The sequence below is a fragment of the Ottowia pentelensis genome, from assembly GCF_964341695.1.
On sequence record NZ_OZ224513.1, the window covers coordinates 300,601 to 319,455 of the forward strand.

The 18,855-nt window shown below is 71.5% G+C and carries 15 protein-coding genes and 2 pseudogenes; 15 read left to right on the forward strand and 2 right to left on the reverse strand.

Translation table 11 applies throughout. The features are described from left to right. Positions 1 to 69 precede the first annotated feature (69 nt). Entirely contained in the window at positions 70 to 2,643 is a 2,574-nt protein-coding gene (locus ACWHMB_RS01410; protein ID WP_377481129.1) for a DUF1631 family protein, read from the forward strand. 8 nt (positions 2,644 to 2,651) lie between these two features. On the opposite strand, the gene dprA is transcribed toward ACWHMB_RS01410, so the two are convergent. After that, positions 2,652 to 3,872, reverse strand: coding sequence for a DNA-processing protein DprA (gene dprA, locus ACWHMB_RS01415; protein WP_377481132.1), 1,221 nt, complete (start codon positions 3,870 to 3,872; stop codon positions 2,652 to 2,654). Between the two features lie 30 nt (positions 3,873 to 3,902). Then, positions 3,903 to 5,192, reverse strand: a complete 1,290-nt coding sequence (locus tag ACWHMB_RS01420; protein ID WP_447648418.1) for a LysM peptidoglycan-binding domain-containing protein — start codon at positions 5,190 to 5,192, stop codon at positions 3,903 to 3,905. Positions 5,193 to 5,336: 144 nt separating this feature from the next. Between ACWHMB_RS01420 and def the strand changes: the two genes are divergently transcribed. The 14 genes and pseudogenes from def to ACWHMB_RS01490 all read left to right on the forward strand — a co-directional run bounded on the left by def (position 5,337) and on the right by ACWHMB_RS01490 (position 18,832). After that, positions 5,337 to 5,867 (forward strand): peptide deformylase, encoded by a 531-nt coding sequence (def, locus tag ACWHMB_RS01425; RefSeq protein WP_377481138.1) that lies wholly within the window; start codon positions 5,337 to 5,339, stop codon positions 5,865 to 5,867. Between the two features lie 184 nt (positions 5,868 to 6,051). Continuing rightward, positions 6,052 to 6,567 carry a hypothetical protein gene (locus ACWHMB_RS01430; protein WP_377481140.1) on the forward strand — a complete coding sequence of 172 codons (516 nt, stop codon included), beginning with the start codon at positions 6,052 to 6,054 and terminating at the stop codon, positions 6,565 to 6,567. Positions 6,568 to 6,624: 57 nt separating this feature from the next. Further along, positions 6,625 to 6,954, forward strand: a pseudogene (locus ACWHMB_RS01435) (methionyl-tRNA formyltransferase); the annotation flags it as partial. A gap of 348 nt (positions 6,955 to 7,302) precedes the next feature. Then, a pseudogene (locus ACWHMB_RS01440) lies at positions 7,303 to 7,950 on the forward strand (methionyl-tRNA formyltransferase); the annotation flags it as partial. Then, on the forward strand, positions 7,947 to 8,774 hold the full coding sequence (locus tag ACWHMB_RS01445) for an AzlC family ABC transporter permease (RefSeq protein WP_377481143.1): 828 nt from the start codon (positions 7,947 to 7,949) through the stop codon (positions 8,772 to 8,774). The pseudogene ACWHMB_RS01440 and the gene ACWHMB_RS01445, both read left to right, overlap by 4 nt. After that, on the forward strand, positions 8,767 to 9,114 hold the full coding sequence (locus tag ACWHMB_RS01450) for an AzlD domain-containing protein (RefSeq protein ID WP_293223890.1): 348 nt from the start codon (positions 8,767 to 8,769) through the stop codon (positions 9,112 to 9,114). The genes ACWHMB_RS01445 and ACWHMB_RS01450 overlap by 8 nt, the downstream gene beginning before the upstream one ends. Positions 9,115 to 9,160: 46 nt before the next feature. Continuing rightward, positions 9,161 to 10,354, forward strand: a complete 1,194-nt coding sequence (locus ACWHMB_RS01455) for a phosphoglycerate kinase (protein ID WP_377481146.1) — start codon at positions 9,161 to 9,163, stop codon at positions 10,352 to 10,354. 57 nt (positions 10,355 to 10,411) lie between these two features. Next, positions 10,412 to 11,992, forward strand: a complete 1,581-nt coding sequence (locus ACWHMB_RS01460; RefSeq protein ID WP_377481149.1) for a phospholipase D family protein — start codon at positions 10,412 to 10,414, stop codon at positions 11,990 to 11,992. A 288-nt stretch (positions 11,993 to 12,280) separates the two neighbouring features. After that, positions 12,281 to 13,714: a pyruvate kinase gene (pyk, locus tag ACWHMB_RS01465; RefSeq protein WP_377481232.1), complete on the forward strand. Its 1,434-nt coding sequence runs from the start codon at positions 12,281 to 12,283 to the stop codon at positions 13,712 to 13,714. Between the two features lie 8 nt (positions 13,715 to 13,722). Beyond that, on the forward strand, positions 13,723 to 14,538 hold the full coding sequence (locus ACWHMB_RS01470; protein ID WP_377481152.1) for a bestrophin-like domain: 816 nt from the start codon (positions 13,723 to 13,725) through the stop codon (positions 14,536 to 14,538). A gap of 61 nt (positions 14,539 to 14,599) precedes the next feature. Beyond that, a complete protein-coding gene (gene fba, locus ACWHMB_RS01475; RefSeq protein ID WP_377481155.1) occupies positions 14,600 to 15,664 on the forward strand; it encodes a class II fructose-bisphosphate aldolase in 1,065 nt (354 codons plus the stop codon). A gap of 88 nt (positions 15,665 to 15,752) precedes the next feature. Further along, positions 15,753 to 16,649, forward strand: coding sequence for a phosphoribosylaminoimidazolesuccinocarboxamide synthase (locus tag ACWHMB_RS01480; protein ID WP_377481158.1), 897 nt, complete (start codon positions 15,753 to 15,755; stop codon positions 16,647 to 16,649). 210 nt (positions 16,650 to 16,859) lie between these two features. Further along, positions 16,860 to 18,380 carry a hypothetical protein gene (locus tag ACWHMB_RS01485; RefSeq protein ID WP_377481161.1) on the forward strand — a complete coding sequence of 507 codons (1,521 nt, stop codon included), beginning with the start codon at positions 16,860 to 16,862 and terminating at the stop codon, positions 18,378 to 18,380. Between the two features lie 137 nt (positions 18,381 to 18,517). Further along, the gene (locus ACWHMB_RS01490; protein ID WP_377481164.1) at positions 18,518 to 18,832 is read left to right on the forward strand and encodes a hypothetical protein; all 315 of its coding nucleotides are present in this window, start codon (positions 18,518 to 18,520) and stop codon (positions 18,830 to 18,832) included. Positions 18,833 to 18,855 lie beyond the last annotated feature (23 nt).

An 18,855-nucleotide genomic window follows, 5' to 3' on the forward strand; every position in this document is an offset into this window, starting at 1 on the left:
AATAGTTCACGATCGGGCGCCTTTTGGCGCCCGATGCGCGTGCGATACTGAGTCAAGGATCGCACGCCCATGGTCACCTCCGCGCCGCCCGCTTCCCCGCCGCACCCGCTCGCGCGCCAATTGCGCGAGCGTTTCACGCGCGCGGTCGACGCCATGATCGACCCGCTGGGCGCGGCCATCGACGGCCAGCTCGACGGCGCCCTGCGCGGCGGCACCCGTCTGTCGATGGCCGAGCTGTCGGTGGCCATGGAGGCGGCGGGCGCCTTCAAGCGCGTGCGCGCGGCCTGGCTGGACGCCGCGCACCGCCAGTGGGCGACCGCCGGCGCGGCGCGCGCGGCCACGGCGACCAGCGGCGCGCGACCCGGCGGCAAGCCGTCGCTGGACTTCGATCTGGTCGATGACGACGTGGTCGAAGGCAAGATCATCGCCTCGCGCCTGGGCGCCGCGGTGGTCGAGGGCGCGGGCAGCGAATGGAACGACCTGCGCCTGCGCATGAAGCGGCTGGAGCGCGGCGAGGATCTGGCCAGCGATGACCCGCTGCGCCCCGAGGTGCTGGTGCAGGCCCTGCTCAAGGCCTGGACCGACCAGGGCCTGACGCGCCCCATGTGGGCGCTGGTGCACGCCGCCGTGCAGACGGCGCTGGCACCGCGCTACAAGGACGCCTACACCCAGGCCAACGCTTTCCTGCAGCAGCAGGGCATTGCCGCCGAGCTGGAGCTGAGGCCGCGCCGCCCCGCCGGTGCGGGTTCGGGCCCTGCCGGGGCGCCTGGCCGCCCGCCCGCTGCATCCAACACGGCTGCCGGCCACGGCGCGGCCGATGCCGCCGGGCCGGCCACCGGCAGCTCCGGCTGGGGCGCCCAGCCGGGCGCTTATGGCGGCGCGCCGATGTCGGGCGGCGGCGCCACGCCGCGCGCGCCGTCGGGCGGCGTGGGCCGGGGCCCGGCCGCGGGGACGGGCCGCTACGCCCGTCCGGGTGGCGAGCGCTGGGTCGGCGGGCGCAGCGAGGGCGCGTCGCTGGCGCCGGCGGGCGACGGGGTGGAGAGCGGCGCCGGCGGCGCCACCACCGGCTGGCGCGCGGGCGTTCGGCCCTCGGCGCTGGTGCGGGCGGCGCAGGAGACGCGCCTGGTGACCGGCCTGTCGCCGATGGCGCGGGTGCGCCAACGCGCGCAGGGCGTGCTGGGCCAGATCCGGCGCCTGCTGAGCGACCACGTGGCCGACTACGACTCGGGCGTGGCGCCGCAGCCGCCCTCGCCGCCGCTGGCGCAGGCGCTGGCCGAGCCCGATCCCGCGTTTGCCGCCACCGAATGGATCGGCCGCGGCAGCGACACCGCTCCCGTGGGCGTGTCCGACGTGCGCGTGGTGGCGCAGCAGCTGCGCCAGCGCGCCACCGAGCTGAAGGCCAAGGCCGAGCGGCCGAGCGAAAAGGCCGTCATCGAGATCGTGGCCCTGATGTTTCAGGCCATCCTGGCCGAGGAGCGCATCGCGCCCGGCATCCGCGTGTGGTTCGCGCGGCTGCAGATCCCGGTGCTGCGGCTGGCGCTGGCCGAGCCCGACTTCTTCGCCTCGGTCGAGCACCCGGCGCGCCAGCTGATCGACCGCATGGGCGCCTGCGCGCTGGGCTTCGACGCCGCCACCGTCACCGACGAGCGGCTGGAGCGCGAGGTCAAGCGCATCGTGCAGGTGATCGAGCAGTACCCCGAGACCGGCCGACGCGTGTACCAGCTCATGCTCGACGAGTTCAAGAAATTCCTGGGCAGCTCGCTGGTCGAGGCCGGCGGCGTGCAGCAGGCGGCCACGCTGGCGCAGCAGGTCGAGCAAAAGGAGGCGCTGGCGGTGCAGTACACCATCGAGCTGCGCCGCATGCTGGCCAGCCTGCCGGTGGGCGACGAGGTGCGCGACTTCCTGTTTCGCATCTGGTCGGACGTGCTGGCCATCGCCGCCGTGCGCCAGGGGCCGCAGCATGCCGACACGCTGCGCCTCAAGCAGGCGGCGGCCGAGCTGCTGTGGGCCGTCAGCGCCAAGCCCGATCGCGCCGAGCGCTCGCGCGTGGTGCAGCAGCTGCCCCGCCTGCTGCACAGCCTGCGCGAGGGCATGGGCCTGCTGGCTCTGCCCGCCGAGGAGCAGGACCGGCAGATCAAGATCGTCAACGACGCCGTGATGCAGGCCTTCATGGCGCGCGAGGAAGGCCTCACGCCGGCGCAGCTGGAGCAGCTGGCGGGCGCGCTGGCGGCGCTGGAGGACGTGGTCACCGACGATCCCGAGGGCGACCTGTGGCTGGACCCGGCGGTGATCGAGATGGTGTTCGGCGCCAGCGCCGCCGCGGTCGAGGTGGTGGCCGAGGGCGGCTCGCAGCCGCCGGAGGCGATCGTGCAGTGGGCGCGCACGCTCGACCTGGGGACCGGCTTCACGCTGGACTACCGGGGCGCCGCCATTGCGGTGCAGTACGCGTGGCGCAGCGCGCGCGGTCAGCTGCACCTGCTGGCCAGCCGCGCCGGCAGGAGCTACCTGCTGCAGACCCAGCGCCTGGCGGCCTACCTGCAGGCGGGCCTGCTGGTGCCGCTGGAAGACGAGGCGCTCACCGTGCGCGCCACGCGCGACGCGCTGGCCAAGCTGCAGGTCCAACCAGGCCAGATGCTGCAGTAAGCGCGCGCTTACGCCCGCGCCAGGCGCTGAAACAGGCCGCCCGGCAGGCGGCTCAGCTGGCCCTCCAGTTCCAGCTCCAGCAGCCGCGCCTGCAGCACGGCGGTGGGCAGCCCGGTGCGCGCCTGCAGGGCGTCGAAGCCGACCGGGTCGGCGCCCAGGGCGGCCAGCAGGGCGGCGGTGTCGCCGTTGGGTGCCGGTACATCCGGCGCGGTGCCGGGGGCGTCGGCGGGCACGGCGGCGGCGGGCCAGCGCAGCTCTTCCAGCACGTCCTGGGCCGTTTCGACCAGCTTGGCGCCCTGGCGCAGCAGGGCGTGCGCGCCGCGCGACTGCGGCGAGTGGATGGAGCCCGGGATGGCGAACACCTCCTTGCCCTGCTCGGCCGCCAGGCGCGCGGTGATCAGCGAGCCCGACTGCAGCGCCGCCTCGATCACCAGCGTGCCTTGGGCCAGGCCCGCGATCAGGCGGTTGCGCTTGGGAAAGTTGGCCGGCAGCGGCGGCGTGCCCAGCGGGTATTCGCTCAGGATCAGGCCCTGGCGCGCGATGCGGTGCGCCAGCGCGCGGTGCTGGCGCGGGTAGACGCGGTCGATGCCGGTGCCGATCACCGCCACGGTGGCCAGCCGGCGCGCGGGCGCCGTCTCGTCCACGGCCTGCAGCGCGCCCTCGTGCGCGGCGCCGTCCACCCCCAGCGCCAGGCCCGAGACGATGGTGAGGCCCGCCGCGCCCAGGTGGCGCGCGAACTGGCGCGCGTTTTGTGCGCCCTGCGGCGTGGGGTTGCGGCTGCCGACCACCGCCAGCGCCTGGGTGGGCCAGCCGTTAACTATCGGATCGATAGCTGTTGGCGCAGAGTCAGAGGGGGCTGGAAGCCGATTTGACTCGAATTCGAGCAACTGGAGCTGTCCGGTGGCATACAGCAGCACCGGCGGGTCCTCGATGGTCAGCAGGCCGGCCGGGTAGGCGCTGTCGCCCAGCGTGATGACGCGCCGCCCCAGGCCGTCCTCGGCGCCGTCCAGCCAGTCCTGCGTGGCCTTGAGCCGGGCCGCCAGCTCGGGCGGCTCCTGCGCCAGGGCGCTGGCCTGCGTGGGGCTGAGCAGCTGGCGCAGCGCCGCGGCGGGTTGCACGAAGATCGCCTGCGGCAGTCCGAAGGCCGCCAGCAGACGGCGCGCGGTGTCGTTGCCGACGCCCGGCGTGAGCGTCAGGCGCAGCCAAGCGGCCAGCTCGTCCGGGTCCATGTCGGCGCCCGCGCGTCGCCCGGTGGCGCCTTAGCGTGGGTTGACGAGCTTGTCGCCCACCTGCACCGGGTTGGAGACTTCCATCACCAGCACGTAGGACACGCGATCGAAGGTGCGAAACACCATGCCCAAGCCGTTGCGCTCGTCGGGCAGCTGGATCGGTTCGCGCCGGCTGCTGGTCTTGTCGACCACGCGCGGGCCGGTGGACAGCAGGGCCAGCACGGTGCCGCTTTGCATGCCGTCGCGCTCGCCCTTGTTGATGGTCACCACCTGGTTGTTGCCGGCATAGCGCACGGCGTCGCCGTAGACCGAGACCACGCGCGCCTCGACCGGCTGGGCCGGCGCGTGCGGCACGTAGTTGCGGTACTGGCGCGGCGGCTCGGGCAGCAGGCGGTCGCCGGCGCGCATTTCTTCCTTGTTGGCCACCACGTCCACCGTGGCGGGGATGGCCACGTGGCGCGGCCCACCGTCATCGCCCTCCGTCACCGGGTCAACGTTGCCCGATGCGGGGAGTTTGCCGGCGTTGACGGCTTCGAGCACTTCCTCGGTCGCGCCCTGGCTGCGCGCCAGGTCGACACGGCCCACGTACTGGCCCTCGTAGCCCAGGATTTCGCCCGTGACCGGGTCTTTCAGCGGCTTGGCGGTGCGAAACACGCGGTATTCGTTGGGGTGGCCGGCGCCCTTTACGAGCGGCGCGTCGTCGGGGCCCAGCGCGTAGGCGCGGTCGCCCTTGACCACCAGCACCCGGTCGCGGTCGCGCAGGGCCACCAGGCGCGGGGCGCGCTCGAAGGTCTCCAACTGGTCGACCACCAGCGGCTCGCTCAAAAAAGGCTCGATCAGGTGCGCCTGCAGCGTGGGCAGCGGGTTGGCGTCCAGCATCTCGACGCGGTTGCGCGGCGACACGTGCACGGTGGCGCCGGGCTGGCCGTTGGCGGCCTGGCGCGCGCGCAGGCGGGCGCGGTCGCCGTTGCGCTCCAGGTAGAGCTGCTGGCCGGGGTAGATCAGGTGCGGGTTCTTGATGTCCTGCAGGTTCATGCCCCACAGCTCGGGCCAGCGCCAGGGCGAGCGCAGGAACTTGCCCGAAATGCCCCACAGCGTGTCGCCGCGGCGCACCGTGTATTCGTCGGGCGCGTCGGGCGCCAGCGCCGACAGCGGCACGCCGGCCTGGGCCGCCTGTTGTGCCGTGGCACGCTGCTTGGGGGTGACGGGCGAGTGGATGCCGTGCTGCGCCTGGGCCAGCGGCGCGGCGCCCAGCAGGGCCACCAGGGCGCCCAGCGGCGCCAGCCGCAGGCCTGTGCGGGCGTGAAAAAGTGGTTTCATTGTTTTACGAAAGGGCATCAAGGCGCTTGACAATTGATCGGACATTCTGCAGCCAAGCCCGCCTCGGGGCAACGAGATTGGCGCGCGCAGGCGGCGCGAAAGGCGAAAAGTAGCGAAAATAGCGACATCCGGACGACAATTTTCATGGCTTTGCTCCCCATTCTTCGCTATCCCGACCCGCGCCTGCACACCGTGGCGCGGCCGGTGGCCGCGGTCGACGATCGTATCCGCACGCTGGTGCGCGACATGCTGGCCACCATGTACGACGCCCAGGGCATCGGCCTGGCGGCCACGCAGGTGGACGTGCACGAGCGCGTGCTGGTCATCGACGTGTCCGAGCAGCGCGACACGCCCCAGGTGCTGATCAACCCCGAGCTGCTGTGGGCCAGCGACGAACGCGTCAAGGGCGACGAGGGCTGCCTGTCGGTGCCCGGCATCTACGACGGCGTCGAGCGCGCCGCCCAGGTGCGCGTGCGCGCGCTGGACGAGCGGGGCCAGGCGCGCGAGATCGATGCCGACGGCCTGCTGGCGGTGTGCATCCAGCACGAGATGGACCACCTGGTCGGCAAGGTCTTCGTCGAGTACCTGTCGCCGCTCAAGCGCGGGCGCATCAAGACCAAGCTGCTCAAGGCCGAGCGCCTGGACAAGGCGGACGCGGTGCGGGAGCCGGTATGAGCACGCCGGGCCGCTCCCCAGCGCGAATCCCGCAGCGCGCAGCGCGGAGGGATTGTCAGGTTCACGCGCCGGGCCGGTCCCAAGCGCGAATCCCGCAGCGCGCAGCGCGGAGGGATTGTCAGGTTCACGCGCCGGGCCGCTCCCCAGCGCGAATCCCGCAGCGCGCAGCGCGGAGGGTCGATCCATGAGCGCACGAGCGGCCCGCGTGGTGTTGGCCGCCGTGGCCGCCCTGGCCTTGAGCGCCTGCGCGCTGTTTGCCGATCCCAGCCGCATCGCGCCGGGCACGCCCGAGGCCCAGGTGCTGGCCACCCTGGGCCGCCCCACGGCGCAGTACCCGGCGGCGGCGGGCCAGCCGGCGCGCCTGCAGTATTCGTACCAGCCTTCCGGCCAGCGCGTGTTCAACCTCGACCTGGACGCCCAGGGCCGCGTGACCCAGGTGGAGCAGGCGCTGGACGAAGGCCGCTTTGCCCGCCGCATCCAGACCGACCGCTGGATGCGCGCCGACGTGCTGCGCGAGTACGGCGCGCCGGCGCGCATCGAGGCGGTACACAACTTCAAGGGCCAGATCTGGGTCTGGCGCTATGCCATGGGGCCCGTCTGGCGCCTGCTGTACATCGACATCGACCCCGAGGGCGTGGTGCGCGGCTGGTCGCTGGGCGACGAGAACGTGGCCGACCAGATCGAGCCCGGCTCCCGTTGAAGCCCCATCGCCCCTTGTTTTCGCGCCTGCCATGGCGGGCCATCGTCTGACTTTTCCATGAGCCTGAGCGTCGTCTTCGCCGGCACGCCCGAGTTTGCCCGCGCCGCCCTGCAGGCGCTGCTGGACGCGGGCTTTGCCGTGCCCCTGGTGCTGACCCAGCCCGACCGCCCGGCCGGGCGCGGCCTGAAGCTGCAGGCGTCGCCCGTCAAGCAGCTGGCGCAGGCGCGCGGCATCGCCGTCGCCCAGCCACGCAGCCTGCGGCTGGACGGCAAGTACCCCGAGGACGCCGCCGCCGCCCAGGCCGCCCTGCGGGCCGCGCGCGCCGACGTCATGGTGGTGGCCGCCTACGGCCTGATCCTGCCGCAGTGGGTGCTCGATGCCATGAGCGCCGCACGGCCGCCCGAAGGCGCGAAGGCCCCCTCGGGGGGCAGCGCAACAGGCGAAGCCGTGGAGCGTGGGGGGAATGATGTGAGCGCCGCACGGCCGCCCGAAGGCGCGAAGGCCCCCTCGGGGGGCAGCGCAACAGGCGAAGCCGTGGAGCGTGGGGGGAATGATGTGAGCGCCGCACGGCCGCCCGAAGGCGCGAAGGCCCCCTCGGGGGGCAGCGCAACAGGCGAAGCCGTGGAGCGTGGGGGGAGTGACGCGAGCGCCGCACGGCCGCCCGAAGGCGCGAAGGCCCCCTCGGGGGGCAGCGCAACAGGCGAAGCCGTGGAGCGTGGGGGCATGGGCTTGGGTCTGGGTTGCTTGAACATCCATGCCTCGCTGCTGCCCCGCTGGCGCGGCGCGGCGCCCATTCACCGCGCCATCGAGGCGGGTGACGCCCAGACGGGCGTCACGATCATGCAGATGGACGCCGGGCTGGACACCGGCGACATGCTGCTGGCGCAGGCACTGCCGATCGACGCACGCGCCACCACGGCCAGCCTGCACGACGCGCTGGCCGCGCTGGGCGCCCGCCTGATCGTGCAGGCGCTGCGCCAGCCCGAACGCTGGGTGCGCACGCCGCAGCCGGCCGCGGGCGTCACGTACGCCGCCAAGATCGACAAGCACGAGGCGGCGATCGACTGGACGCTGCCGGCCGACGCGATCGAGCGGCGGGTGCGCGCCTTCGATCCGTTTCCGGGCGCGCACACGGCGCTGGACGGCAAGGTCATCAAGGTGTGGCAGTCTCAAATTGATAGCTGCTCGCGCCCGGCAGACGCGCGCTGCGGCCAGATTTTGTCTGCAAACGACGCCGGCGTGGCGGTGGCCTGCGGCCGCGGCGTGCTGCGGCTCACCGAACTGCAGCGCGCCGGCGGCAAGCGCCTGCCGGCGCGCGAGTTCCTGGCCGGCTTCGCATTGGCGCCCGGCCAGTGCTTCGACGCGGCGGGAGCGGCGCCATGAACATGCCGCTGCCGCCCCAGCTGCCGCCCGAGGGCGCCTTGCCTTCGCGCCTGGGCAACTGGCTGTCACGCCGCATCGACGGCTGGGCGCACACGGCGCGCCATCCGCTGTACTGGGTCGGCGTGCGCGACATGGCGGGCGTGTCGGTGGGCCTGGCCGCCTGGGCCTTCATGACCGGCGTGGCCATGGTGGGCAGCGGCATGAGCGTGGGCGAGTCGGTGCTGATGTCGCTGCTGGTGTTTGCCGGCAGCGCGCAGCTGGCGGCGCTGCCGCTGATCGCCGCCGGCGCGCCGCTGTGGGTGATCTTCGTTGCCGCGCTGTGCGTCAACCTGCGCTTTCTGGTGTTCGGCGTGCACCTGCGCGAGTACCTGCGCTTTTTGCCGCGCGGCAAGCGCATCTGGCTGGGCTACTTCATGGGCGACATGACCTATGTGCTGTTCATCCGCCGCTTTCCGCACCCGGCCGAGACCGAGCGCCAGCGCCGCGCGCAGCTGTCCTACCTGTGGGGCGGCAACTGCTGGAACTGGCTGTCCTGGCAGTCGCTGAACATGCTGGGCATCTTTCTGGGTGCGGCGCTGCCGGCGCGCTGGGGGCTGGAATACGCCGGCACGCTGGCCCTGCTGGCCGTCACCTGCTCGCTGATCACCTCGCGCGTGCGCGCGCTGGCGGCGCTGCTGGCCGGCGCCACCGCCGTGCTGGCCATGGGCCTGCCGTATCGGCTGGGCCTCGTGGTGGCGATTGCCGTGGCGGTGCTGGCCGCCGTGTGGCTGGAGCGCTGGGTCGAAGCCGCGCGCAAGCCGGAACCGGAGCCGGACCATGGGTGAACTGCGCGGGTGGACCCTGCTCATCATCGCCGGCATGACGGTGATCACCGTGCTCACGCGCTGCGGTTTCTTCTTCAGCGACCGCGACCTGCAGCTGCCGCGCTGGCTGCAGCGCGGCCTGCCCTACGCGCCGATCGCCGCGCTGACGGCGGCCATCGCGCCGGACATCGTCATGCCCGGCGGCCACTGGGTGCTGCCGCTCACCAGCGCCCAGGCCTGGGGCGCGCTGGTGACGGCCGGCTGGTGCTTCTGGCGCCGCAACGACCGCCAGGCGCTCACGGTGTCCATCCTCGTCGGGCTGGCGGTGTACCTGGTGCTGCGCGTGGGCTTCGGGCTCTGATCGCCTTCCTACAATCGGGCCGGTCTTCACCCGTCCACGCTCCGTCATGAACGTCATTCGCTTTACCGACCTGTGCGCCCAGGGCGCCGCCCGCGGCAAAAGGGTTTTCATCCGCGCCGACCTCAATGTGCCCCAAGATGCCTCCGGCGCCATCACCGAGGACACGCGCATCCGCGCCAGCCTGCCGGCCATCCGCCTGGCGCTCGACGCCGGCGCGGCGGTGATGGTCACCAGCCATCTGGGCCGCCCGACCGAGGGGCAGCTGACGCCGGCCGACTCGCTGGCGCCGGTGGCCGCGCGCCTGGGCGAGCTGCTGGGGCGCGCGGTGCCGCTGCGGCAAAACTGGGTCGACGGCGTCGCCGTTGAGCCCGGCCAGCTGGTGCTGCTCGAAAACTGCCGTGTCAACCCGGGCGAGAAAAAGTGCGACGACGCGCTGTCGCGCCAGCTGGCCGCGCTGTGCGACATCTATGTCAACGACGCCTTCGGCACCGCCCACCGCGCCGAGGCCACCACCTACGGCATGGCGCAGTACGCGCCCATCGCCTGCGCCGGCCCGCTGCTGGCCGCCGAGATCGACGCCCTGCAGCGCGCGCTGGCGGCGCCCAAGCGCCCGCTGGTGGCCATCGTGGCGGGCAGCAAGGTCAGCACCAAGCTGACCATCCTGCAGGCACTGGCGTCCAAGGTGGACCGGCTGATCGTCGGCGGCGGCATCGCCAACACCTTCATGTTGGCGGCGGGCCTGCCGATCGGCAAGAGCCTGGCCGAGCCCGACCTGGTGGATCAGGCGAAGGCGGTGATCGAGGTCATGAAGGCGCGTGGCGCCGAGGTCCCGATCCCGACCGACGTGGTGGTGGCCACCGAGTTCAAGGCCGACGCCGTCGCCACCGTCAAGCCGGCGAGCGACGTGGCCGCCGGCGAGATGATCCTGGACATCGGCCCCGACACCGCCGCGCGGCTGGCGGCGCAGCTGATGCAGGCCGGCACCATCGTCTGGAACGGCCCGGTGGGCGTGTTCGAGCTGGCGCCTTTTGAAAACGGCACCCGGGTCATCGCGCAGGCCATTGCCGCCTCGCCCGCCTTCAGCATCGCCGGCGGCGGCGACACGCTGGCGGCCATCGCCAAGTACGGCATCGAGCAGGACGTGGGCTACATCTCCACCGGCGGCGGCGCCTTTCTGGAGGTGCTGGAAGGCAAGCAGCTGCCGGCGCTGGCGATTCTGGAGCGGCGCGCGGCCGGCTGAAAGCTGCTGTTTCCATAGCTGCCAGCGCAGACCGGGCAAGCGTCAGGGGGCTGTTTGATGCTCAATCCTGTCCTTCGCTGGGTCCTGATCGCGCTGGTCGTGGTGGCCTTGCTGTCGCTGCTGGCGCTATGGTCCTGGGGGCGCTTTGCCTTTGGTGCACGCGGCCAGCCCTCGAGCGCGCTGCCCACCGCCGCGGCCGCCACCCGGCTGGACCGGCTGGTGCAGCCGCTGCTCGACCGGCAAGCCCCCGGCGCGAGCGGCGCCGCGCTGATCCACGAGGGCGTGCCGGCCTTCGTGGTGCGCGCCCGCACCGGGCGCGCGGCCGAGCGCAGCCTGGACGCGATGTACTACATCTGGCACGGCGACCTGACCGGCCACCTGCTGCAGCACGAGCTGATGGCCGCCGCCGAGCGCGGCGTGCGCGTGCGCCTGCTGCTGGACGACATGAACGTGGTCGGCCAGGACGATGCCCTGCTGGCCATGGACGCGCATCCCAATCTGGAGGTGCGCCTGTTCAACCCCGGGCGCAACCGCGCCGGCGGCCTGCGACGCGCGCTGGAGATGGGGCTGCGCTTCGTCGGCTTCACCCGCCGCATGCACAACAAGGCCTGGATCGCCGACAACCGGCTGGCCGTCGTCGGCGGGCGCAACGTGGGCGACGAGTATTTCGACGCCGCGGCCGACACCAACTTCCACGACGCCGACCTGCTGCTCACCGGCCCCGCCGTGACGCAGGCCAGCGCCGTGTTCGACGCCTTCTGGAACTCCGCCGCCGTGGTGCCGCTGCGCGCGCTGCACGACCAGGGCTCGCGCTGGACGGCCGAGGAATTCAGCGCCCACCGCCAGCAATGGCAGGACGAGGCCCGCGCCTCGCCCTGGGTGAAGGCGCTGGCCGAGCGCGACGACCTGGCCCGGCAGCTGCAGCCCGGCGGCGCGCTGACGATGCACTGGTCGCCCAGCATCCGCGTGCTGTCCGATCCGCCCGAGAAGGCCTCGCCCGTGGCCAGCCAGCAGGAGCGGGCCGGCTGGCTGCTGTTCGACGTCATGAAGCTGCTGTACTCGGCCGAGCGCGACAGCTGGATGATCTCGCCCTACTTCGTGCCTGGCGAGACCGGCACCCTGCTGCTGGCTGGCCAGGCGCGGCGCGGCGTGCAGGTGCGCGTGCTGACCAATTCGCTGGCCGCCAACGACGTGCCCATGGTGCATGCCGGCTACATGGACTGGCGCGCGCCGCTGCTGCGCCAGGGCGTGACGCTGTACGAGCTGCGCCCGGGCCAGGCCAGGACCGAGCGCGAGCTGCTGGGCTCCAGCGGCGCCAGCCTGCACACCAAGTCCTTCGTGGTCGACGGCCAGCGCGGCTTCGTCGGCTCGTTCAACTTCGACCCGCGCTCGGCCCAGCTCAACACCGAGATGGGCGTGGTGTTCGACCACGCCGGGCTGGCGGCCGAGGTGCGGCACTTGTTCGACGTCGGCACCCGCCCCGACAGCGCCTGGCGCGTCACCCTGGCCGAGGACGGCAGCCTGCGCTGGCAGGGCGCCGCGGGCGAGCGCGTGTGGACGCACGAGCCCGAAACCGGCGCCGGCCTGCGCGCGCTGGTGTGGTTGCTGAGCTGGCTGCCGATCGAATCGCAGTTATAAAACACCCCCTGTGTCGCCTTCGGCGCCTTCCCCCAAGGGGGACAACGCCAGTGGCCGGGCCAAGCCCGCTCCACGGCGTTCCCGCGTGGCCTGCTCCGCGGCCATTGGGCTCTTTGGGTTTTATGCCCTGCGGGTGATGTACCGCGTCATGGGTGACTGATATGCTTTGTTATCGATAGCTGCTTGTGCTTGCTGTGCGGGCGCTGGCGGTCGATTCGGCATGAAATCGACGACCAGTCACGGCGGCATGCCAGAATGTCCGCTCGCAACGCCTTTGCCGCCCACGCCATGTCCCACAGCGCCACCAAGATCGTCGCCACCCTCGGCCCCGCCTCCAGCGACCCGGCCCTGCTCGAAGCCATGGTGCGCGCCGGCGTCAACGTGGTGCGGCTCAACTTCAGCCACGGCGTGGCTGCCGATCACACCGAGCGCGCACGCGCGGTGCGCGAGGCCGCCGAGCGCGCCGGCCGCCAGGTGGCCATCATGGCCGACCTGCAGGGGCCCAAGATTCGCGTCGGCAAGTTTGCCGACGGCAAGGTCATGCTGCAGCCCGGCGCGCCCTTCGTGCTGGACGCGGCGCGCAAGGAGCCGGGCGACGTGGGCGGCGTGGGCCTGGACTACAAGGAGCTGCCGCGCGACGTCAAGCCCGGTGACACCCTGCTGCTGAACGACGGCCTGATCGTGCTGACGGTGGACGCGGTGAAGGGCGAGGCGGTGCACACCACCGTCAAGCTGGGCGGCGAGCTGTCCAACAACAAGGGCATCAACAAGCAGGGCGGCGGCCTGACGGCGCCGGCGCTGACGGCCAAGGACATGGAGGACATCAAGACCGCCATGCAGCTGCGCGCCGACTACGTGGCCGTCAGCTTTCCCAAGAACGCCACCGACATGGAAATGGCGCGCCAGCTGTGTCACGTGGCGGGCGCCGAATGGGGCCACAAGCCGGGGCTGATCGCCAAGATCGAGCGCGCCGAGGCGATCCCCAAGCTGGACGAAATCCTGGCCGCCAGCGACGGCATCATGGTGGCGCGCGGCGACCTGGCGGTGGAGGTGGGCAACGCGGCGGTGCCGGCGCTGCAGAAAAAGATGATCCGCATGGCGCGCACGGCCGACAAGCTGGTCATCACCGCCACGCAGATGATGGAAAGCATGATCGCCAACCCGGTGCCCACGCGCGCCGAGGTGAGCGACGTCGCCAACGCCGTGCTGGACGGCACCGACGCCGTGATGCTGAGCGCCGAGACGGCGGCCGGCAAATACCCGCTGGAGACGGTGCAGCAGATGGCCGCCATCTGCATGGCCGCCGAGCAGAACGACGCCGCCGAGCTGGACGCCGACTTCAGCGGCGCGGCCTTTCAGCGCATCGACCAGTCGATCGCCATGGGCACGCTGTTCACCGCCTACCACCTGGGCGCCAAGGCCATCGTGGCGCTGACCGACTCGGGCTCGACCGCGCTGTGGATGAGCCGCCACCGCGTGCGCATCCCCATCTACGCGCTCACGCCCAAGGTGGCCACCCAGCGCAAGATGACGCTGTACCGCAACGTGCGCCCGCTGCTGATGGACACCAGCGCCAACCGCGACGAGGCGCTGACGCAGGCCGAGCGTCACCTGAAGGCGCAGGGCATCGTCGGCACCGGCGACATCTACGCCATCACCTGCGGCGAGCCCATGGGCGCGCCCGGCGGCACCAACATGCTCAAGATCTGCCGCGTCACTTGACCGATCCCATGTCCTCCATCCTGTACTGGCCCCTGTGGCTGTCCTCGCTGACCTTCTACGCGGTGTTCGCCGGCGTCGCGCTGGCGCTGTCGCTGGCCGCCAGCGCCTGGGTGCGGCGCAGCCCCGGGCGCCAGTCCGCCGTGGGCGGCCTGGTGGGCACCATCGGCTCGCCCATGATGGCCGGCTTTCTGTTCTGGATGGGCCTGATGGCCGCCATCGAGCTGCGCGACGTGGACGACGCCGAGCACGCCGTGCGCGCCGAGGTGTCGGCCATCCACGCGCTGCACACCCTGGGCGCCAGCGCCGCGCCGGCCACGGCCGCGGCCTGGTCGGCGCAGCTGGCCGCCTACGGCCAGCAGGTGCTGGCGCGCGAATGGCCGACCATGAGCTGGGACGGCGCCGACGCCGCCACCGGCCGGCAGCTGGCGCGCCTGCGCATCGACGCGCTGCAGCGCTTCGGCGCCGAGTCGCCCGAGCTGCGCGGCGCGCTCGACCGCGGCGTGCAGGCCCTGTCCGCCGCGCGCGACACGCGCCTGATCGTGGCCAGCGGCCACATTCCCGTGCTGCTGTGGCGCGCCATGCTGATCTGCGCCCTCATCGTGCTGGCCTTCGCCGCGCTGGCACACGCCAACCAGGCGCGCGCCAGCCGCTGGATGACGCTGCTGCTGGGCCTGTTCATCGGCGTGCAGGTGCACGCGGTGTACGTCATCGACCGGCCGTTCGAGGGCGCCATCGCCATCAGCGACGCGCCGTTGCGCGCCGCCGTGCAGCGGGTGCAGGCGGGCCCGGCCGCGCCGGCCATGCAGCCGGGCGCCGGTCGGTAAAATCGGGCGGATTCGCGGGCGCGCGCGCCCACCGGCTTTTGAACTCTCGGAGGACTGCCTCATGCCACTCGTTTCCATGCGCGAGCTGCTCGACCACGCGGCCGAGCACAACTACGGCATTCCCGCCTTCAACGTCAACAACCTGGAGCAGGTGCAGGCCGTCATGTCGGCCGCCGACGAGGTCGGCGCGCCCGTCATCCTGCAGGCCAGCGCCGGTGCGCGCAAGTACGCCGGCGAGCACTTCATCAAGTACCTGATCCAGGCCGCGGCCGAGGCCTATCCCCACATCCCCATGGTGATGCACCAGGACCACGGCACCAGCCCGGCGGTGTGCGCCGGCGCGCTCAAGCTGGGCTTCGGCTCGGTCATGATGGACGGCAGCCTCAAGGAAGACGGCAAGACCCCGGCCGACTTCGACTACAACGTGCGCGTGACGCAGGAAGTGGTGGCCATGGCCCACAAGGTCGGCGCCACGGTGGAGGGCGAGCTGGGCTGCCTGGGCAGCCTGGAAACCGGCGAGGCTGGCGAGGAAGACGGCATCGGCGCGGTCGGCAAGCTGAGCCACAGCCAGCTGCTGACCGACCCCGAGGAAGCCGCGCAATTCGTCAAGGCCACGCAGCTGGACGCGCTGGCGATCGCCATCGGCACCAGCCACGGCGCCTACAAGTTCACCCGCCCGCCCACGGGCGACGTGCTGGCCATCTCGCGCGTGAAGGAAATCCACGCCCGCATCCCCAACACCCACCTGGTGATGCACGGCTCCAGCAGCGTGCCGCAGGAGCTGCTGGCCATCATCAACCAGTACGGCGGCCAGATGAAGCAGACCTACGGCGTGCCGGTCAAGGAGATCCAGGAAGCCATCAAGCACGGCGTGCGCAAGATCAACATCGACACCGACATCCGCATGGCCATGACCGGCGCGGTGCGCCAGTTCCAGGCCCAGAGCCCCGACAAGTTCGACATGCGCGAGTGGATGAAGCCCGCGCGCGAAGCCGCCAAGGCCGTGTGCAAGCAGCGCTACCTGGAGTTCGGCTGCGAAGGCCAGGGCAGCAAGATCAAGGGCCTGGCCCTGCCTGCCATGGCCCAGAAATACGCCAAGGGCGAGCTGGCGCAGCGCGTCGTCTGAGCGCGCCAACGCTATCAAATCAGAAGCTGCTAGCGCTTGTCCATCAAGCGCCAGCAGCTTTTTTTATTCAGATTTTCGAGAGCCCGACATGAGCGCCGCCCTGCACACCAGCCAACTGCACAGCCTGCCCCTGCTCGCGCGCGGCAAGGTGCGCGACAACTACGCCGTCGGCAGCGACCGCATCCTCATGGTCGCCAGCGACCGCATCAGCGCCTTCGACGTCGTCATGGGCGAGCCGATCCCCGGCAAGGGCGCGCTGCTGACGCAAATGGCGCTGTGGTGGTTCGAACAGCTCAAGGACATCGTGCCCAACCACCTGACCGGCGACGCGCCCGAAAGCGTGGTGGCGCCCGATGAAGTGGCGCAGGTGCAAGGGCGCAGCATGCTGGTGCAGCGCCTGAAGCCCATCCCGGTCGAGGCCGTGGTGCGCGGCTATCTCGCCGGCAGCGGCTGGAAGGAATACCAGCAGGGCCAGGCCGTCTGCGGCGTGCCCCTGCCCGCCGGCCTGAAGAACGCCGGCAAGCTGCCCCAGCCCATCTACACCCCCGCCGCCAAGGCCGAGGCCGGCGAGCACGACGAGAACATCACGTTCGAGCGCACCGCTGAAATGATCGGCCCGGAACTTGCCGCGCGCATCCGCGACATCAGCATCCACCTGTACCAGCGCGCCGCCGCCATCGCGCTGCAAAAGGGCTTGATCATCGCCGACACCAAGTTCGAGTTCGGCCTGAGCCCCGACGGCACGCTGGTGCTGATGGACGAGGTGCTCACACCCGACTCCTCGCGCTACTGGCCGCTCGATGCCTGGCACGAGGGCGCCAACCCGCCCAGCTTCGACAAGCAGTTCCTGCGCGACTGGCTGGAGAGCGCGCAGGTCGATGGCAAGCCCTGGGGCAAAAAGGCGCCCGCGCCCGAGCTGCCGGCCCAGGTGATCGAGCAAACGGCGGCGAAGTATCGCGAGGCCTTGCAGCGCTTGATGGGCTGAGGCCGCGCGCCGGCCCGTTTCCTGGGTACCCACCCGGATTCACCGTGCCGCCGGCCCGAACGGGCGCGAATTTTCTTTCTGTAACGCCAGCACGCACCGCTGCATCCAATGCAGGGGCGGCCTGCGGGGTGTTCGCGTCCGTGCATGCCGCTGCCCGGTCGGGTCCGCAAGAACTCGTCCGTCTTCATTCGACCATGAGGGTAGCGATCCATGCAGACATACGACACCGACAAGTCCCGATCGGGGGACGTCCATTGCCGCCATCCGCGCGGCGTTCTGAGCGTGTTGGCCGCGGCCACGCTCGCGTTGACCGCCTGCGGCGGCGGTGGTGGGGGCGATGAAGTCAGCCAGGAGCCGCCCTTGCCGCTCGACCCGACGCTGGTGGCGGCGGGCCAGCAGACCTTTCGCCACGACAGCTTCGGCGACGAGCGCTTCTGGACCGACGTGCTGATGATGAACCAGGTGATCGAGTCGGCGGTGGACCCGTTGACCGCCGCATCGGTGGGCTTGAAGATCGATGCCGACGCCCTGCCTGCCGAGGTGCTGGAAGGCATCCAGAGCGGCGCCATTCCCCTGGACGATCCGCAGACGACGCTGGCGCTGCTGAAGCTGGATGCCGTGCTGGGCGCCAAGGGCGAAGTGAGCCAAGGGCCCGATGGCCGGCTGGCCTTGAAGCGCTTCGGCGTGACCTGCGCGCTGTGCCATTCCACGGTGTCCAGGGATCTGCACGTGCTGGCCGGCGGCAAGACCGATCTCGTCGGCATCGTCGGGCATCGCCTGGACGGCTGGCCCAACCGCGACTTGCAGCCCGGCACGATTCTCTCGCTGTCACCGGCGCTGACCGAAAAGCAGGCGGCCGAATACGCCTCATGGGCCACGCTGTACGGGCCGGGCTTCTACGACCCGCGCATCAACGTCAACACCGACCCGGGCAGCAACCCGGCGGTGGGGCCCGACGTGGATGCCAACCTGGCGGCCTACAAAGCCGCCGGGGGCATTCCGGTGCTGATCCCGCCGGCCTTCGGCCTGGTGGGCCTGGACAAATCGACTGTCACGGGCGATGGCGACACGGCGCACGAACCGGCGGGGCCGGTAGCGTACTGGAACCGCTACGTCGGCGTGGCGCAAATGCATGGCCAGGGCAGCTTCTTCGACGAGCGGCTCATCATCAACGGCCAGCCGCTCCGCGTGGATCATCGTGGCGGCGAGGATCGCGTCACCGCCGTCCTGCCCGGGCTGGAGGCCTACCAGTGGTCGATCGCGGCGCCGACGCGCGCCAAGGACGGCGCGCAGTGGGGCGTGGCGCCCCAGCTGGATGCGGCGGCGGTCGCGCGCGGACAGCTGCTGTTTCAAGGCCAGGCGCAGTGCGTGGCGTGCCACAGCGGGCCGGCCTTCACGGACGTCAACACCTTCGGCCTGCACCTGGCCAGCGCCAGCGTGGCGCTCGACAAGAACTACATCAAGTTCTCGGCGACCCAGCGCTGGCGCACCTCGCCCCTGCGGGGCATCTGGCAGCACCCGCCGTATTTTCATGACGGCTCGGGGGCGTTCGACACCCAGTCCGGCAAGTGCCGGGACGGCTCGGACATCGGCAGCCTGGCCGCATCGCACGACCGCGCCCAGCGCGATCTGGCTTGCGTCGTCAACCGCTACAACGATCCGGCCGAGCGCAACCTGCGCCTGACCGATGCGCAGCGCGCGGACCTGGTGGCGTACCTGCAGTCGCTTTGATCCTTGGCGCAAGTCGGTGTCACGAAATGCCTCGGGCATGCATCCAATGGGTGTCGGAGGCGCCCAGCCGAACCCTTCGACGTCGAACCGGGGCATGGCACCACCGACTTGCGGCTGTTCTGTCAAGGAGATTCATCATGACCAAGTTCCATTCCGTTGCCGCCGTTGCCGCCGTTGCTGCTGTCGCGTTGTTCGCGGGTTCCGCCTGGGCGCATCCGATGCATCCGGCCGCCGGCCAGGCGCCGCTGTTCAACGGCGCGCCCACCGCCACGCACGCGCTGCAGCGCGCCAGCGTCCAGGCCGAGGCCGTGCGGCAGCCGCCAGCGGCGGGCGAGATGAGCGCCCACGCGCAACCCGTCATGAGCGACGGACTCTTGCGCGCCGACGTTCGCGCCGCCACGCGCCAGGCGCTCGAGCACGGTTTTCGGATCGCGGTCGGAAACCGCTCCTGACGCCGGGCAACGCGCCCACCGTG

Excerpts from the sequence above, each read along its gene's own strand:
- ACWHMB_RS01430 (WP_377481140.1), top strand. The coding sequence starts at position 6,052 with ATGAGCGCACGAGCGGCCCGCGTGGTGTTGGCCGCCGTGGCCGCCCTG.
- def (WP_377481138.1), top strand. The coding sequence starts at position 5,337 with ATGGCTTTGCTCCCCATTCTTCGCTATCCCGACCCGCGCCTGCACACC.
- ACWHMB_RS01410 (WP_377481129.1), top strand. The coding sequence starts at position 70 with ATGGTCACCTCCGCGCCGCCCGCTTCCCCGCCGCACCCGCTCGCGCGC.
- ACWHMB_RS01420 (WP_447648418.1), bottom strand. The coding sequence starts at position 5,192 with ATGAAACCACTTTTTCACGCCCGCACAGGCCTGCGGCTGGCGCCGCTG.
- ACWHMB_RS01455 (WP_377481146.1), top strand. The coding sequence starts at position 9,161 with ATGAACGTCATTCGCTTTACCGACCTGTGCGCCCAGGGCGCCGCCCGC.
- fba (WP_377481155.1), top strand. The coding sequence starts at position 14,600 with ATGCCACTCGTTTCCATGCGCGAGCTGCTCGACCACGCGGCCGAGCAC.
- ACWHMB_RS01480 (WP_377481158.1), top strand. The coding sequence starts at position 15,753 with ATGAGCGCCGCCCTGCACACCAGCCAACTGCACAGCCTGCCCCTGCTC.
- ACWHMB_RS01490 (WP_377481164.1), top strand. The coding sequence starts at position 18,518 with ATGACCAAGTTCCATTCCGTTGCCGCCGTTGCCGCCGTTGCTGCTGTC.
- ACWHMB_RS01450 (WP_293223890.1), top strand. The coding sequence starts at position 8,767 with ATGGGTGAACTGCGCGGGTGGACCCTGCTCATCATCGCCGGCATGACG.
- ACWHMB_RS01445 (WP_377481143.1), top strand. The coding sequence starts at position 7,947 with ATGAACATGCCGCTGCCGCCCCAGCTGCCGCCCGAGGGCGCCTTGCCT.
- ACWHMB_RS01460 (WP_377481149.1), top strand. The coding sequence starts at position 10,412 with ATGCTCAATCCTGTCCTTCGCTGGGTCCTGATCGCGCTGGTCGTGGTG.
- dprA (WP_377481132.1), bottom strand. The coding sequence starts at position 3,872 with ATGGACCCGGACGAGCTGGCCGCTTGGCTGCGCCTGACGCTCACGCCG.
- pyk (WP_377481232.1), top strand. The coding sequence starts at position 12,281 with ATGTCCCACAGCGCCACCAAGATCGTCGCCACCCTCGGCCCCGCCTCC.
- ACWHMB_RS01470 (WP_377481152.1), top strand. The coding sequence starts at position 13,723 with ATGTCCTCCATCCTGTACTGGCCCCTGTGGCTGTCCTCGCTGACCTTC.
- ACWHMB_RS01485 (WP_377481161.1), top strand. The coding sequence starts at position 16,860 with ATGCAGACATACGACACCGACAAGTCCCGATCGGGGGACGTCCATTGC.